The sequence below is a fragment of the uncultured Veillonella sp. genome, assembly GCF_934230905.1.
In the GTDB taxonomy this organism is placed as follows: domain Bacteria; phylum Bacillota; class Negativicutes; order Veillonellales; family Veillonellaceae; genus Veillonella.
Genome location: NZ_CAKQFJ010000039.1, coordinates 1 through 15035, shown reverse-complemented (window position 1 = coordinate 15035; position 15035 = coordinate 1). Strand labels below are relative to the sequence as shown.

11 protein-coding genes are annotated in these 15035 nt (G+C 38.1%); 4 read left to right on the top strand and 7 right to left on the bottom strand.

Annotation, left to right across the window (positions count from 1 at the left end):
• Positions 1-328 precede the first annotated feature (328 nt).
• A complete protein-coding gene (locus tag Q0E20_RS08775; protein ID WP_295999110.1) occupies positions 329-1060 on the top strand; it encodes an SIMPL domain-containing protein in 732 nt (243 codons plus the stop codon).
• A 154-nt stretch (positions 1061-1214) separates the two neighbouring features.
• On the opposite strand, the gene Q0E20_RS08770 is transcribed toward Q0E20_RS08775, so the two are convergent.
• Positions 1215-1952 carry a ubiquinone/menaquinone biosynthesis methyltransferase gene (locus Q0E20_RS08770; RefSeq protein ID WP_295999107.1) on the bottom strand — a complete coding sequence of 246 codons (738 nt, stop codon included), beginning with the start codon at positions 1950-1952 and terminating at the stop codon, positions 1215-1217.
• Positions 1953-2238: 286 nt separating this feature from the next.
• Between Q0E20_RS08770 and sstT the strand changes: the two genes are divergently transcribed.
• Positions 2239-3459: a serine/threonine transporter SstT gene (gene sstT / locus Q0E20_RS08765; protein WP_295999105.1), complete on the top strand. Its 1221-nt coding sequence runs from the start codon at positions 2239-2241 to the stop codon at positions 3457-3459.
• A gap of 179 nt (positions 3460-3638) precedes the next feature.
• Complete coding sequence (locus tag Q0E20_RS08760) at positions 3639-5156, top strand: NAD(P)/FAD-dependent oxidoreductase (protein ID WP_295999100.1); 1518 nt, start codon at positions 3639-3641, stop codon at positions 5154-5156.
• 121 nt (positions 5157-5277) lie between these two features.
• On the opposite strand, the gene Q0E20_RS08755 is transcribed toward Q0E20_RS08760, so the two are convergent.
• The 4 genes from Q0E20_RS08755 to Q0E20_RS08740 form a co-directional block, all read right to left on the bottom strand.
• Positions 5278-5937: a PepSY domain-containing protein gene (locus Q0E20_RS08755; RefSeq protein WP_295999098.1), complete on the bottom strand. Its 660-nt coding sequence runs from the start codon at positions 5935-5937 to the stop codon at positions 5278-5280.
• Positions 5938-6024: 87 nt separating this feature from the next.
• Positions 6025-7146, bottom strand: a complete 1122-nt coding sequence (locus Q0E20_RS08750; RefSeq protein ID WP_295999095.1) for an AI-2E family transporter — start codon at positions 7144-7146, stop codon at positions 6025-6027.
• A 217-nt stretch (positions 7147-7363) separates the two neighbouring features.
• Complete coding sequence (locus Q0E20_RS08745) at positions 7364-8371, bottom strand: OmpA family protein (protein WP_295999093.1); 1008 nt, start codon at positions 8369-8371, stop codon at positions 7364-7366.
• A 210-nt stretch (positions 8372-8581) separates the two neighbouring features.
• A complete protein-coding gene (locus tag Q0E20_RS08740) occupies positions 8582-9280 on the bottom strand; it encodes an MIP family channel protein (RefSeq protein WP_295999090.1) in 699 nt (232 codons plus the stop codon).
• Positions 9281-9523: 243 nt separating this feature from the next.
• Here Q0E20_RS08740 and Q0E20_RS08735 point away from each other — a divergent pair, with 243 nt between their 5' ends.
• Positions 9524-10231, top strand: coding sequence for a glutamine amidotransferase (locus Q0E20_RS08735; protein ID WP_295999087.1), 708 nt, complete (start codon positions 9524-9526; stop codon positions 10229-10231).
• Between the two features lie 271 nt (positions 10232-10502).
• On the opposite strand, the gene Q0E20_RS08730 is transcribed toward Q0E20_RS08735, so the two are convergent.
• On the bottom strand, positions 10503-11912 hold the full coding sequence (locus tag Q0E20_RS08730) for an MATE family efflux transporter (protein WP_295999084.1): 1410 nt from the start codon (positions 11910-11912) through the stop codon (positions 10503-10505).
• Positions 11913-12170: 258 nt separating this feature from the next.
• Positions 12171-15035: YadA-like family protein (locus Q0E20_RS08725; RefSeq protein WP_295999082.1), on the bottom strand; the 2865-nt coding region annotated here is incomplete at its 5' end.

Sequence of the window (15035 nt, the reverse complement as noted above, 5' to 3'; positions counted from 1 at the left end):
CAACGAAGAATATAGATACTATCTACGTTTCCTCATTAATAAACAGTCGCCTCAACGACTGTATGGTTATTATAGTATAAACTACATACCTATGCAACCCCTAATTCTCACTTTTATAAAACTTCACTTTTAACTCATTTTTCCATAAAATACATTGATTTTACACAATCTATTTTGTACAATATACTTACGATGATATACATGTTATGTCTTAATGAAGAGCATTTCTCCTCCTTCTATTAATCCTATACTAATGAAGATATACATGTCATATCTCAAAGGGAGATTCCTTCCCTGTTCTTTTAATACTATATACAAGGAGAGATATATGAAATTCTCAAAACGCTTATTCACTAAAACTGTTGCTTTGGCTGCTATATGTGCATCTGTTGCTACGGCAAGCTTTGCAGCACCACAAGGATCCTTTGATACATCTGAAATCCATGTTACAGGTCAGGCTTCTCGTTCTGTGGCACCTACTTATGCAATACTCACTCTAGGTATTACAAGCGAAAACACAAATATCAATGCTGCTAAATCAAATAATGATCGCATCATGAGCGACCTTATTAGCAGACTTTCAAATTTAAACGTTGCAAAAAAAGATATTTACACGTCTAATATTTCAATTAATCCTACTAATGACTACCAAGAAGGCAAACGCATTAATACAGGATATAGAGTATCCAATCTTGTAACGGTTAAAATCAACAACTTGGATAGTGTAGGTAAAGTCGTAGACGCAGCTGTCAATGCTGGTGCAAATGACATAAACAGTCTTTCATTCCAAAATGACCCATCTCAACAGTTATCCGATTCTTTAACGACAGAAGCCATCCAAAATGGTCAACACAAAGCTGAGGTAATTGCTGCTGCTCTAGGTCGCACCTTAGGTCCTGTAAAAACTGTAAACATTAGCAACACTGAAATAAGTACATTCGATCAAGGCTACTACCGAAGTGCAAAGGTACTTGCCGCAAATCTTAGCACTTCTACACCTGTCGAAAAAGGATCTTTAATCGTATCCCAAAATGCAGATATTGTATACTATCTACAATAACAACTATTGTTTATAGATTGTTAGCTACACGCTATATTTATGTTCTAACAATATAATTGGCTACACTCTATACTCAATTACTTTCAAACAACAAACATAACAAAAGACCGTATAACATACGATACTAACTATGTTATACGGTCTTTATTTTATATTATTTTGTAGTAGACTCTGGCACAACACCTTCGTGGACAGCCACAATGCCACCTGTTAATTCAGTATAGGTAGCGTTTTCATAGCCTAGCGATTTCCAGATTTCTAAAATCTCGCTTTGATGAGGATAGCGACGCAAGGATTCCGGCAACCACGCATAGGAAGAATTATCCTTACTCAACTTGCCTATAATAGGTAATATATAGGAGAAGTAGAAATTATATAATTGCTTAAATCCAAATGCACTTGGTTTAGCAAGCTCCAAAACTACAACCTTACCGCCTGGTTTTACAACCCGTTGCATTTCCGATAATACTTGTTTAATATCTGGTACATTACGCATTGCAAAGCCACTCATGGCCGCATCAAATGTATTGTCTGCATATGGTAATGCCATAGCATCACCTTGTACTAGGTTTACTTGGTCCAAAAGATCCGCTTGTGCTATACGCTCACGACCTTGCTCTAACATTTCTGCATTAAAATCTAATGCTTCTACTGTCAAAGTCGGTTCTTGACGCAATGCTTCCTTTGTAAATACACAAGTACCACAAGCCACATCAAGCACATGTTGATAAGGACCAATATTCATTTCTTTAATGGCGAACTTACGCCAGAAATAATCTTGCCCAAAGCTGAGCAACGTGTTCATCAAATCATAATGCTTGGCAATATTAGAAAATACACCTTGCACAAATTGTTCTTTGTCTTCATACGTGTTAAATTCTTTAGTATTCATGGTACCCACTTTCATAATCAAGAATATCACATGTTGACAGTATACCATAACCAACGATTACATTCTAGAACTTGAACATATCTTATATATATATACTATATATACAAAGGATTATAAAATACATTTAGTAATGAAAAAGTATAATTTAAATAGTATTTTCTATTGAATTATAATAATGTTCGTTATATAATGACATATGTCTTTTCTAAAAGGATTTATTTATTATACTCATTGTAAGGGTATAACACATTGTTTTATGTAGTCTAATTAAGTATTGGAGTCTATTATGAATCGATTTATGAAATCTATTAATAGAGTCAGTCTCATTCAACAAATTATTATCGGTATGATTATTGGTATTTTGACGGCTCTCTATATCCCTGATATTGCAAATGAATTATCGCTATTAGGTGTGCTATTTGTTGGTGCCCTTAAAGGTATTGCACCAATCCTTGTATTTTTCTTAGTCATTGCAGCGATTAGTAAACATCGATCCGGACAAAAAACAGGTATGGGCTCCGTAATTACCCTATATCTATTGGGTACGTTTCTTTCCGCCGTACTTGCAGTACTTGTCAGCTGGTTTTTCCCAACTACATTGCATCTAGCAGCCAGTGCAGCTGATGCAGCGCCACCACAAGGCATTGCAGAAGTCATGAAAACATTACTTAAAAATATTGTAGATAACCCTGTAAAAGCCTTAATGTCCGCTAACTACATCGGTATTTTAGGTTGGGCTCTTATCATCGGCGGTGCCCTACGTCATGCACCAATGAATACAAAAGAAGTAATGGAATCCATCTCTCAAGCAATTACTACTGTAGTCGGTTGGATTATCCGCTTTGCACCTCTTGGTATTATGGGTCTAGTTGCTGACTCTATTGCTACTAATGGTATTGAGGCTCTTATCAGCTATTTCCAATTACTTGTACTCCTGTTAGGCTCCATGATTTTCGTAGCCTTGGTAATCAATCCACTTTTATCCTTCATCTACCTACGTCGCAACCCATATCCATTGGTGTTCAAATGTTTACGTGAATCGGCTATCTACGCATTCTTTACACGTAGCTCTGCAGCCAACATTCCTGTCAACCTTGACTTGGCTAAACGTTTGAAACTTAACCCTGATATGTATTCTGTATCCATTCCATTGGGTGCAACTATCAACATGGGTGGTGCTGCAATTACAATTACAGTTATGACATTAGCTGCGGCACATACCCTAGGTATTATTGTAGACGTTCCTACTGCTATCCTTCTATCTATTATCGCTACTATCGGTGCTTGTGGTGCTTCTGGTGTAGCAGGTGGTTCCTTGCTCCTTATTCCGTTGGCATGTTCCTTATTTGGTATCTCCAACGATGTAGCTATGCAAGTAGTTGGTGTAGGTTTTATTATCGGCGTATTACAAGACTCCACAGAAACAGCACTTAATTCTAGTACAGATATTCTTTTCACTGCTACTGCAGATTATGCAAAACGCGGTTATAATGAAAACTGGAATTAAAACATTATCTAGAACAAGACGATCCATTGGGTCGTCTTTTCTTTTTATGAAAGCTAAAACATATTTTACAATTCAGCCTTTACAACAGATTCTTCACTCTATTATATTGATTTATTTCAATGTAATGGTATAATAAAATTAATGATAATAACTATTAGTATATATAGAAAGGGATCAACATGAAAGAATACGATATTATTATAGTTGGCACAGGCGGTGCAACTATCGTAGCCGATGCTGCTATAAAAAAAGGCCTCAAAGTGGCTATCATAGAAAAAGGTAAATTTGGTGGCACATGCCTTACTCGTGGTTGTATTCCTACAAAAGTTATGGTAACAGCAGCCAATGCAGTTCAGGAAGTAAAAGAATTTAGTAAAATTGGTGTTCACGTAAGTGCTGCGACAATGGATTGGGATACTGTTTCCAAACGTACATGGCATATGATTGACAAGTCTGCAGGCATCTATGATTACTATAACGCGTATGACAATGTGGATGTATATCGCGGTGCTGCAAGCTTTGTGTCCGATAAGGTGATGAACATCCACCTCAATGACGGCTCTGGCATCATAGAAATTACATCCCCAACCATCGTCCTTGGCACTGGTGGTTACAGTAATATTCCAAATGTACCTGGTCTAAAAGAGGTAGGCTTCCTTTCTAGTGAAAGTTTATTTGGCGATAAGTTCCCGAAACAACCGTACAAATCCCTTGCCATCTTAGGCGCTGGTCCTATCGGCGTAGAGTTCGCTCATGTATTTGACTCTGCTAGTACCGACGTAACAATTATTCAGCATAATGTACGCCTAGTACCAAAGGAAGAGGCGGATATGTCCGAACATCTCCTTAACAATTATAGAGAACGTGGTATTAACGTAATGCTAAATCAAGATACCGTAGAGGTTCGCCAAGAAGATGGCTTAAAAGTCGTCGTTACAAAAGATCGTACAACAGGTGAAATCACAGAAACTAAGGTGGAAGAAATTCTTGTAGCCGCTGGCATCCGCCCTGCTACCGAAGAGTTACACCTTGAAAATACAGGTATTGAAACATGGCCTAAGGGCTGGATCAAAACAAACGAGTTTCTTGAAACATCTGTGGACGGCATCTATGCGTTAGGCGATGTGAACGGCGAACCTGCATTCCGTCATCGCGCAAACTACGAAGCGGATATCATTGCACATAATCTTTACTTTGCCAAAAATGAAGCAGATTTCCGTTGGGCCCGCTACGACGTGTTGCCAAAAGTTACCTTCTCCTATCCTGAAATCGGTAGCGTAGGTCTTACCGAAGCAGAAGCAATTAAGGCTGGTTATAATGTAGGCGTAGGAAAAAACTTCTACTCCTCTACTGCCAAAGGCTATGCTATGGGCATTGATCCTGGTGATGTAAACGACGGCTTTGTAAAAATTGTGATAGACAAAGATACAAACCACATTCTTGGTATCCATGTAATAGGACCTCAAGCTTCTATTCTATTCCAACCATACGTAAATCTCATGAATAGTGGTATAACACCATTAACTGCTATTAACGAAGAAATTGCATCGGAACGTACAAAACGATTACGTAAAAAAGGTATTATGCGTAATATGGATCCTAAATCTGTTATTACAGTTGGCGAAACAATGAGCCCACATCCATCTCTTATCGAGGTTATCATGTGGACACAAGTATACTACGAAAATCGTTGGTAACCTGCACTCATTCTATATATGCAAAAGAGAGTAAAAATCATTCAGATTTTTACTCTCTTTTTTAAAAAAGCATCTCCATCAAACTCTTGTGAACTAGCATTTGATGGAGATGCTTTTACTATTATTTTTTATCCATAACAATATCATGGCCCCATACGAGGTTCGTACGGCGTTTGTCAAAACCTTGATCTGGTTCTGGAGGTAATTTAGTTGCTTTACTTTGTTCAATGTAAGCACCTGTATTACCATCGACAGTAACCACGGTTTTCTTACCATTTTGATGCATGGTTACATAGTAATTAACTTTATCATTATGAGCTTCAACTTTCCAGCCCTTCATAACAGCATCAGAACCTAATTTAGCCTTTGCCACAGCTTCAGCTTGCGATGGTTCAATCACTCTATCTTTATTAAAGATTTCACCTACCACGCGTTTAGGTTTACTACCTTCACTCATATCAGATTGATTACCAGTTATGATATCAATCTTCATTTTATATTCGTGATATTTACTATAACCGGTCACCTTGTATGCATATGCCAAATCATTAGAATTCAATTCAACAGAATGTAATGCAGCATTAGGAAAACGATTTTGGAAAATCGTACCAATTTCACTCATTGTCATAACTACAGATTGGCCAGGAGCACGTTTAATCGTAATGTCAGTGCTAGTTTCTGGTTTAGTTTTGCGCGCTTGCGCTTCATAAGGTGTGGCTACAGTAAACATACCAACTGCTAATACACCAGTCAAAGCCAGAGATAGTAATTTTTTATTCATTATAATCCTCCCAAGTATCTATCGGATTCTACAAACCTTCAAATAAAACTATGAACTATAAACATTTTCAACTGAGACTATCAAGTCCTACAAGACCTCATTTGAGGCCAATCGTTCTTCAACATCAGTCATCAATAGTTTATAACAGGTTGCTACTAATGGCACGCCTATAATCATACCAGTAACCCCCATCAAACTACCACCAATAATAACGGATGCAAATACCCACAATCCAGGTAATCCAACCGAATTGCCAACAATTTTAGGATAGATGACATTGCTTTCAATTTGATGCAAAATCTCTAGAATAATAACATAAATTAATGCATCCATAGGGCTAATGGTGAGCAAAATAATAGCCCCCATAATGCCACCAATATAGATACCAACTAACGGAATCAATCCCGTAAGGCCAATAACACAGGCAATAGTCGTGGCATATGAGATATTAAATAACCACAATGTAATACCTACCATAATACCTAAAATCAAGGCATCGATAAACTGCCCTACAAAAAAACTACTAAATGTTTGAACAGCCACACGGCTTACATAGGTAACTCGGTTTACCCACGTATCAGATGCATAGGCTTTCAAAATACGTTTTCCTTGTTGAATAAGGCGCTCCTTATCAAGCAACATATAAATGGCAAAAATAAGACCTAAGCCAATATTTAATGTCCAAGATAAAACGGTTCCCATCGTATTGACTACATAGGTACCACCCTTGGTGCCCCACTCACGCGTATAATTTACGATACTTTCACCATTTAAGGTATTTAATAAGGTTTGATTCGATGCCAATGGAACGGTATTACTCAAATGTTGAATCCAATGTTGAAATTCAACATACAATTGAGGCACTGCAGATACGATAAGAGTGATAGAGTGCACTAATTGTGGCACGGCCATCCGTGCAATAAAGTATACAATAAGGCAAATTGTCACAAAAGATAGAACAATACTTAACGGACGCCTAATCTTATAACGCCAACCGGCTGTAATACTTGGCCATAACCACCGTTCATAACGAACAACGAGGATATCAAGGACAAAAGCCATACAAGCACCTACAATAAGCGGAACAAAGGCCGTTATCAATGCATCAATACCTGACGCAATATCACTGATACGCAAGGCTACCAATATCATAATACCAGCTAAAATAATTGCACCGATAATTTCCTTATAATATTTAAATTTTTCCATACTAATAACTCACTTTTACTAAACACATGGTAAGTATTGTACACAATGTAAATGAAAGCTATATGACATATAGCAGATATAAGATCTCATCCACCTGTACAGTAGTATTTCTAATAGATTTAGTATAACACAAAAGTCCATCTTATCGCACTCAAAATATATAGAGAGACGAAAAGATGGACTCATGTAAGTTTAAGTTAGATTGTAGAGGATTAGATTAACGGTGAATGAAAACATCTACACGACGGTTTTCAGCTTTACCATTTGCAGTTGCATTAGTGGCAACAGGTTTAGCATCACCATTAGCAATACCAATCAAACGATTAGCATCTACGCCATGATTTACCAAATATTGTGCAACATCTTGTACACGACGTTCTGACAAACCAATATTGTATTGAGGGTTAGCATCAGTATCAGCATTACCCAACAATTTTACTTGATCATTTTTGTATTGATTAGCAGCGTTTAATGCAGCTTGTAAATTAGAACCTTGGTCTGCACGAGGAACATCTTGGTCAGAATCAAAATAAATGGATTGTACATAGTAATCAGCTTTAGCTGGTTTTTGTACAGGTGGTGCAGTATGTTCAACTACAGGAGCTGGAGTTACAGCGATAGGTTCAGCTTTTTCAGAACCACCAAAACGATAGGACAAGCCAACTACAGGGCCTTGATATGTTGCGTTTTGATGATGATTAATTTTGCTGTTAATATAACGGTAACCAGCATTGATATCAAGATCATCAGTTGCTTTATAACCTAAACCTGCTTCCCAAGTTGTAGTGTTATGAGTACCTACACCTGCTTTACCATATACAGCTACTTTGGAACCAAGATCAGCTTTAGCAATTACGCCAGCTTGTGCAATATTGTTAGTTTTGTCGAATTTATCATTGTGAATACGACCCCAACCACCATACAATGCAAAGTTTTTGCTCAATGTTTGAATCAAGTTTACTTCGTGCATATTAGCATCGGAATGTTTAGAGTTCAAACCATGGTAACCATATTGAATAGCTGTTTTATTCCCCAATGCATGAGTGATATCGCCATCAAAGTTCCATTTATGAGCGTAATCAACGCCACCAGTTTTTGTTTCAACGCTAGATGCGCCAAGATCTACTTGCGTTTCACCTTTTGTAAATTGTGTTTGTGGTGTAGCACCTACAACAGAAATACCCATTGTAGCTACAGCCAATAGAGCTACTAATTTTTTATTCATTGTATAATTCCCTCCATTAATCACCCTTACACACATAAGGGCTTTTTAAACGATAATTATATTTTACACAACTCTTCGAAAAAAATCAATGTTTTAATGAATTATATATGAATATATAGATAATCATCAATGCAAATTAATTTCTAATATAGCACTTAAAAGCAGAAAAAACGCCTGATAACAGGCGTTTTTAGAATATGAAATATAAAATTAGTCTTCATCTTTAACGGAAAACCATGCACGATGGAATACAGCGGCAATAGCACCACCTAATAATGGAGCTACAATAAAGAGCCAAACTTGAGATAATGCTTCACCACCTGTGAACACTGCTGGAGCTAATGCACGAGCTGGATTTACAGATGTACCAGTCAATGGAATCCCAATTAAGTGGCACATTGTTAACGTAGCACCAATTACAAGACCTGCCACAGCAGACATTTTATTATTGGCCGTCACACCGAGTATGACTAAAACAAATACAAATGTTAAAAATGCTTCTACTACAAAAGCGCCTCCCATGGATAAACCAACAGCACTTAAGTCACCATAGCCATCTGCACCATAACCGGATAAGAATTTTGTACTATTTACGACAAAACTCAATAGACCGGTACCAGCAAAAGCACCAATTACTTGAGCAATAACATAACCAATGAAATCCTTAAAGGTCATGCGACCAGATAACCATACACCAAGAGATACCGCTGGATTAACGTGGCAGCCGGAAATATGGCCAATTGCATACGCACCAGCTACGATAGTCAAACCAAATGCCATAGCGATAGCTGCTACTCCTAAAAATCCACCGCCTACACCACCTGTAAAGCCCCCTGTTACTACAGCCGTACCAGTACCAAAAAATACTAAAATCATTGTGCCGATAAACTCAGCAATATACTTGTTCATGTTAGTCCTCCTCATCTATTGTATCACGAACAGCACCGAACTCCTCTCTTAAGGCGCTCATATTACTTTCACCATTATATACAAATTTCAGGACATGTCAACGATATTTATCGATATAGTTATGAGTAAAATAACTATTTCCTACTTATAGATAAATAGTAATGTGTGCTAAACCTCACATAAGATTCTATAGAAAGTGATATACTTACTAGTAAAGTATATATCTAATCATAAGGAGGCACTATGAATAAATTAGCCTATGTAATCCGTCATATACATTTTGAAAATGCTGGTATTTTAGAATCTTTATTAACAGAACGAGGCTTTACACTAGAATATATTGAAGCTCCCCTCGCTGATTTCAACCAATATAACGCAACTAAAGCAGATCTCATCATCGTTTGTGGAGCCCCAATTGGTGCTTATGACGAAAAGATATATCCATTCTTAACTGATGAAATTAAATTTATTAAAGATTGTATAGATAGTAAAAAACCTCTACTAGGCATCTGTCTTGGTGCACAACTTATTTCTCGCATTATGGGTGGGCACGTAGGTCCTATGAGCCATGGCAAAAAAGAAATCGGTTTTGGTCCATTACGCTTTACCGCAGAAGGCCAGCACACTCCATTAGCACTGTTAGGAGATACTCCAGTTCTTCATTGGCATGGCGATGAATTTGAAATTCCGGAAGGAGCGGTCCGTCTTGCAGAAACCGACCTCTGCCCTAATCAAGCTTTTTCTATGGGCAACCAAATTCTGGGGTTACAATTTCATTTAGAAGCAGATCCAACTGTTATTGAAAGTTGGCTTGTTGGACACTGTGCAGAACTCTCCAATGCAGGTGTTGATATCATAAAAATTCGTAAAACTGCAAAAGATTTATCTTCTGCTTTACCAACTGCTGGTCGAAAGGCTATTACAGCATGGCTCGAATCTAATAATTTATAATCAATCTCATAAACTTATTACAGCCCCAGTTTATCTGGGGCTTATATCATTTGTGCATATACATAAAAGAGGCATCGACCTAAAATGGCCGATGCCTCTTTACATTCATATATATATCCCTTACATATATACGTGAAATTGATAATTTTTGTAAACAACACATTCCCCAACGTGTCATTTATTCCACATCTGTATTGTATACTATTCCCAATTACTAAGCAAGTGTATTTTCATAAAACTTTCATAAACTATTTTAAAACTTTCAATATACCTATACAGCCTTATGCTGCCATAAACCACCAATAAATCGTATATAAGCACATACTAAACGTATAGATTGATCCAAACATAGAGAAATCCATGCCCCATATAAGCCTAACCCCAACGTGATACAAAGAGCATAGGTAATAATGGGCCTAATAACAGCAATACTTACTAATGAATATTTCATTATATAAAATGTATCTCCGGCTCCCTTTAACACTCCAGCAAAAACCTGTTGTAATGCTTGTGGAAAAGCTGCAATGGCCATAATGCCCATCAAGGATGTAGCCAATGTGAGGACCTCACTTTCACGAGTATAAGCTTGCACAAGTAAATGGCCTGCACCAATGAAGATAAGACCGCTAACAAGTCCTACAAAAAGCCCTATACGAACACCGATACGACCAAAAGCCTTCGCTAAATCAGGTCGTTTATGTCCTAAGTTTTGACCTGTATGAGAGGCGCCGGCAAATCCAAGCCCCATTGCAAAGTAATAGAATATATCCATTAAATTCATGCACACATAATGCGCAGCCAATGGTATGGCACCAAGGGATGCGACAATCATAGTATACGTATACATTCCAAATCGTTCAAAGAATTGTTCACCTAAAGAGCTGCCCCCTACGTGGAATACCGTATGGAGTACGGAACGCTCAAAGCACCATTTTGATGGATGCAACAAGGTGAGGCCAGTCTTAGTATGTCGCGAGATAGCCCGCAACAACAATGCTGCGGTAACAGCACTACTAATGAGTGTCGAAATACCCGCCCCCATGACACCAAATTCTGGAAAAAAGGCAATACCATAGATTAAGAAGAAATTCATAATTGTATTTAGAATATTACCGACTACATTGGATTCAAAAATGACCTTTGTATTGCCATATCCAATGAGGGCACCTCCTACAATTTGACTAAAGGACTGAAACACAAGGCTCATAACAATGAATCGACCATACCAAACAGCGGTTTCAATATAGCTATCCTCTGCTCCCGTAAATCGCAAAATATGCTCTAAATTAAATAAACATATAGCGAGCAATGGAATATAAATTAAAAAATTCAGTAGAATCGATTGCTTGAGCACTGCATTCATACCATCTACATCGCCTTCACCATGACGACGGGCAATAATTGCAGTTACTGCAATCGATAAAGCACGGCAGATGACAAGCATAACCATTTCTGGTTGTCCCATGATACCTACAGAGGCCAATGCGGAGGCCCCTAAGGAGCCTACCATAGCCAAATCAATGGCAGTCATCAACTGCATCATGAGCCCTTGCAAGGTAGCAGGCCATGCAATTTTTAAGTATTTACTATATAAGTTTTTTGTAGAATCTACCGGCCCCAGGCGATCCTTTGTCGGTAATATGGTATCTACTGAAAACCATCGTTGTATAGCGTCTATCATAATGACTCCCTATAACATTCCCAAAAGAATCACATTAAATCCCCCCCATACTATCAACGTATTATATCATATAACATATGAGAATTCATTCATGTACTATGCCATTTAAATAATAATATATATCAAAAATGCAAAGAACCCTCTTACATACACTTTATACCTAACAAGGTATAAGTATTGTAGTTAAGAGGGTTCTTTATTTTATTTCAAGATTCTTGTATTTTTATAATTTGATTTTTATTATCAATTATGTGTTATTTAGCCTTTAGATGCTAACAATTTATCTACCGCTGCTTTCAAATCATCTAAGCCCTTCTTCGTTTCTGCCAATTCACGACGTTGTTGTTCGTTCTCAGCTTCTAACGTAGTCAAACGAGCCGCTTGATCAGCGATAACATATTTTTGTTCCGCATTTTCCTTCTTAAGACTAGATACTTCATCTTGCATTACATACACAGAGCTAATAGGGCCTGCTTTATAACGATCTGGAATATTTTTCTTTTCTGGACTATAACCAAATTTGTGAGTTACACCAGCATTAACCATATTATGATTACCACCAACGGAAACGCCTACGTTGAACATAGTGTTTTCATTTGTATAATGGGCCAGACCAAGAGCTGCCGCAGTTTCACCGCGATAGTTACCAACCCCAGCCATGACTTGTGTTGGCTCCAATGGATCATATTGAATTGGCTTCAATGCCGCCATAGCAGCTGCATGTGCACCAACACGTTGTACTTCAGCTGCTACTTGATTAATAGCTTGGCTAGTACTTGCATTAGATGCATTCAATTGACCAACATTTACTGCATCTGTTGGATCCGTACCAGGTGCGACTCCTTTAATTTGATTATTACCATTATTAAGACCATCCTTAGTCAATGATACAGGTCCTGCATTTGGGTTCGTAGGATTAGCACTACCTGGCGTAATAGTCATACCATTACCATTTGTTACCGTTGTATTGCCAGCCGCATCCTTAAATGTAGCAGACTTCATGTCTGTAAGCTCAGGATTTACAGCATAACTGATGGACTTACCGTCTTGAGTTACTATCATGTTGTTGCCTGCTTTGAAAGTAACCGTTTCTTCAGCCTTGATTTTTTCTGGGCTTGTACCTACAACATGGCTTTGACCAGATCCATCAGTGCCAATAGTCGCCTTCCAACCAGAATCAGCTACTGCCGATTTCAATTGATCTTCTGTAGCAGCACGACCAGATACAATAGAACCTGGTGTCCAAGTTTTATTAGTTAATCCTGTTACCGTACCAGTAGATCCATCAACTTTCACAGAATTCGTACCACCAGTTGTGATAATACCATCCTTGCCGTCGATACCTACAGTACCAATACCAGCCTTACCATCTTTGCCATTAAGAGTAATCTTATCTGCTACCGCAACAGAACCATTTACACCATCGATAGCTACCGCATTCGTGCCATCGCCAGCTTTCACAGTACCATTTGTACCATTAATAGCCACCGCATTTCCGTCCTTGCCTGCTTTGATAGTACCAGCAGTACCATCTACTGTAATTGCCTTGGTTGGATCGGCAGCGCCTAGGGTGATTTTATCATTCAACTTATTGTCATAAATGGTATGACCATCGGCAGCAGTTGTCTTAGTTAATACAATATTACCCTTCGTATTACCTGCAATTTCACCATTATTAGCAGTCAATTCTGTAGTGGACTTAGCGGCATACTCTTTCAATTGACTAACATTAACTGCATCCATATCAGCCGTACCAGCAGCTACATTAACAATCTTATTTTTGCCATTATCGAGGCCATTGTTAGTCAAGGAAACCGTATCTTTACCAGTTTTTGTAATCGTTATGCCATCCTTAGTGAAAGTAGACTTATTGCCTGCACCATCATCAATTACATTTTTATCAGCTGTAGATGTATTCGTCTTAGTACCATCAGTAATTGTAGTGCCAGCAGCAGTTGTAGCAGTGGATTTATTGCCATCTACAACAGTGTTACCCGCAGCAGTAGATGTATTTGTTTTACCACCATCTGTTTGAACAATACTATCACCTTTAATGACAGTTGTTTTACCTCCTGTTGCTTCAAAGGTTGCAGAATTCATCTTAGTAAGGTCTTTATTCAAGGAATACGATACTGTTTTGCCATTTTGGTCGATGACAAGGTTATCGCCGGCTTGAAGTTTTACTTCTTCACCACTAGATACCTTTGTAGAGGTAGCACCATTAGATACACCACTTGAACCAGTAACGGCACCAGTATTCACATTCCAACCAGCACCAACTGCATCAGATACTTGTTGCAATTGATCTTCTGTAGCTGCGCGACCAGTAGTAGCCTTTGTTACTCCTGGAACCCAAGTTGTATTAGTTAAACCATCTAAATGGCCATTAGCGCCATCTAATGTAACAGGGTTTGCACCATTCCCCATAGTAATCTTATTATTCACACCATCAACAGCAATATTTCCGATGTTAGCTTTGCCAGCAGTTACAGTAGATGTATTTGTTCCATCTGTAATCGTATTTGATGTTGCATTGGATGTATTCTTATTACCATTACCATCATCAATTACATTACTATCTACAGTAGATTTATTAGACTTAGTACCATCTTTTATCACTTGACCAGCTGCAGTCGTTTCTGTGGACTTAGTGCCATCGGCTACTGTGTTGCCAGCTGCTGTAGCAGTATTAGTCTTAGTACCATCAGTTTGAACGATACTATCGCCTTTAATAATAGTCGTTTTACCACCTGTGGCTTCAAAGGTTGCAGAGTTTATCTTCACAAGGTCTTTGTTAAGGGTGAATGTAAAGTCTCGTTCGTTTTGGTTCACTGTCATATTTTCACCAGCGATCAATTGAACTTTATCGTCTTTACCGACCTTAGCATTTTTCTTAGTACCTGTTTGAGCACCAGAAGTAGCTGCATCTTTATCTGCAGTGATTTGCCATGTTTGTTCGCCTACCGCTTTCAATTGTTCTTCAGTAGCTGCACGGCCTTTCGTTGCAAAATCTGCACCAGTTACAGTTATGTTAGACAAACCAGTAATATCGTTTGTTGTACCATTTACTGTTACACCGCCGATATTAGCAGTTTTACCTGTAATTGTACCTGTAGCACCATT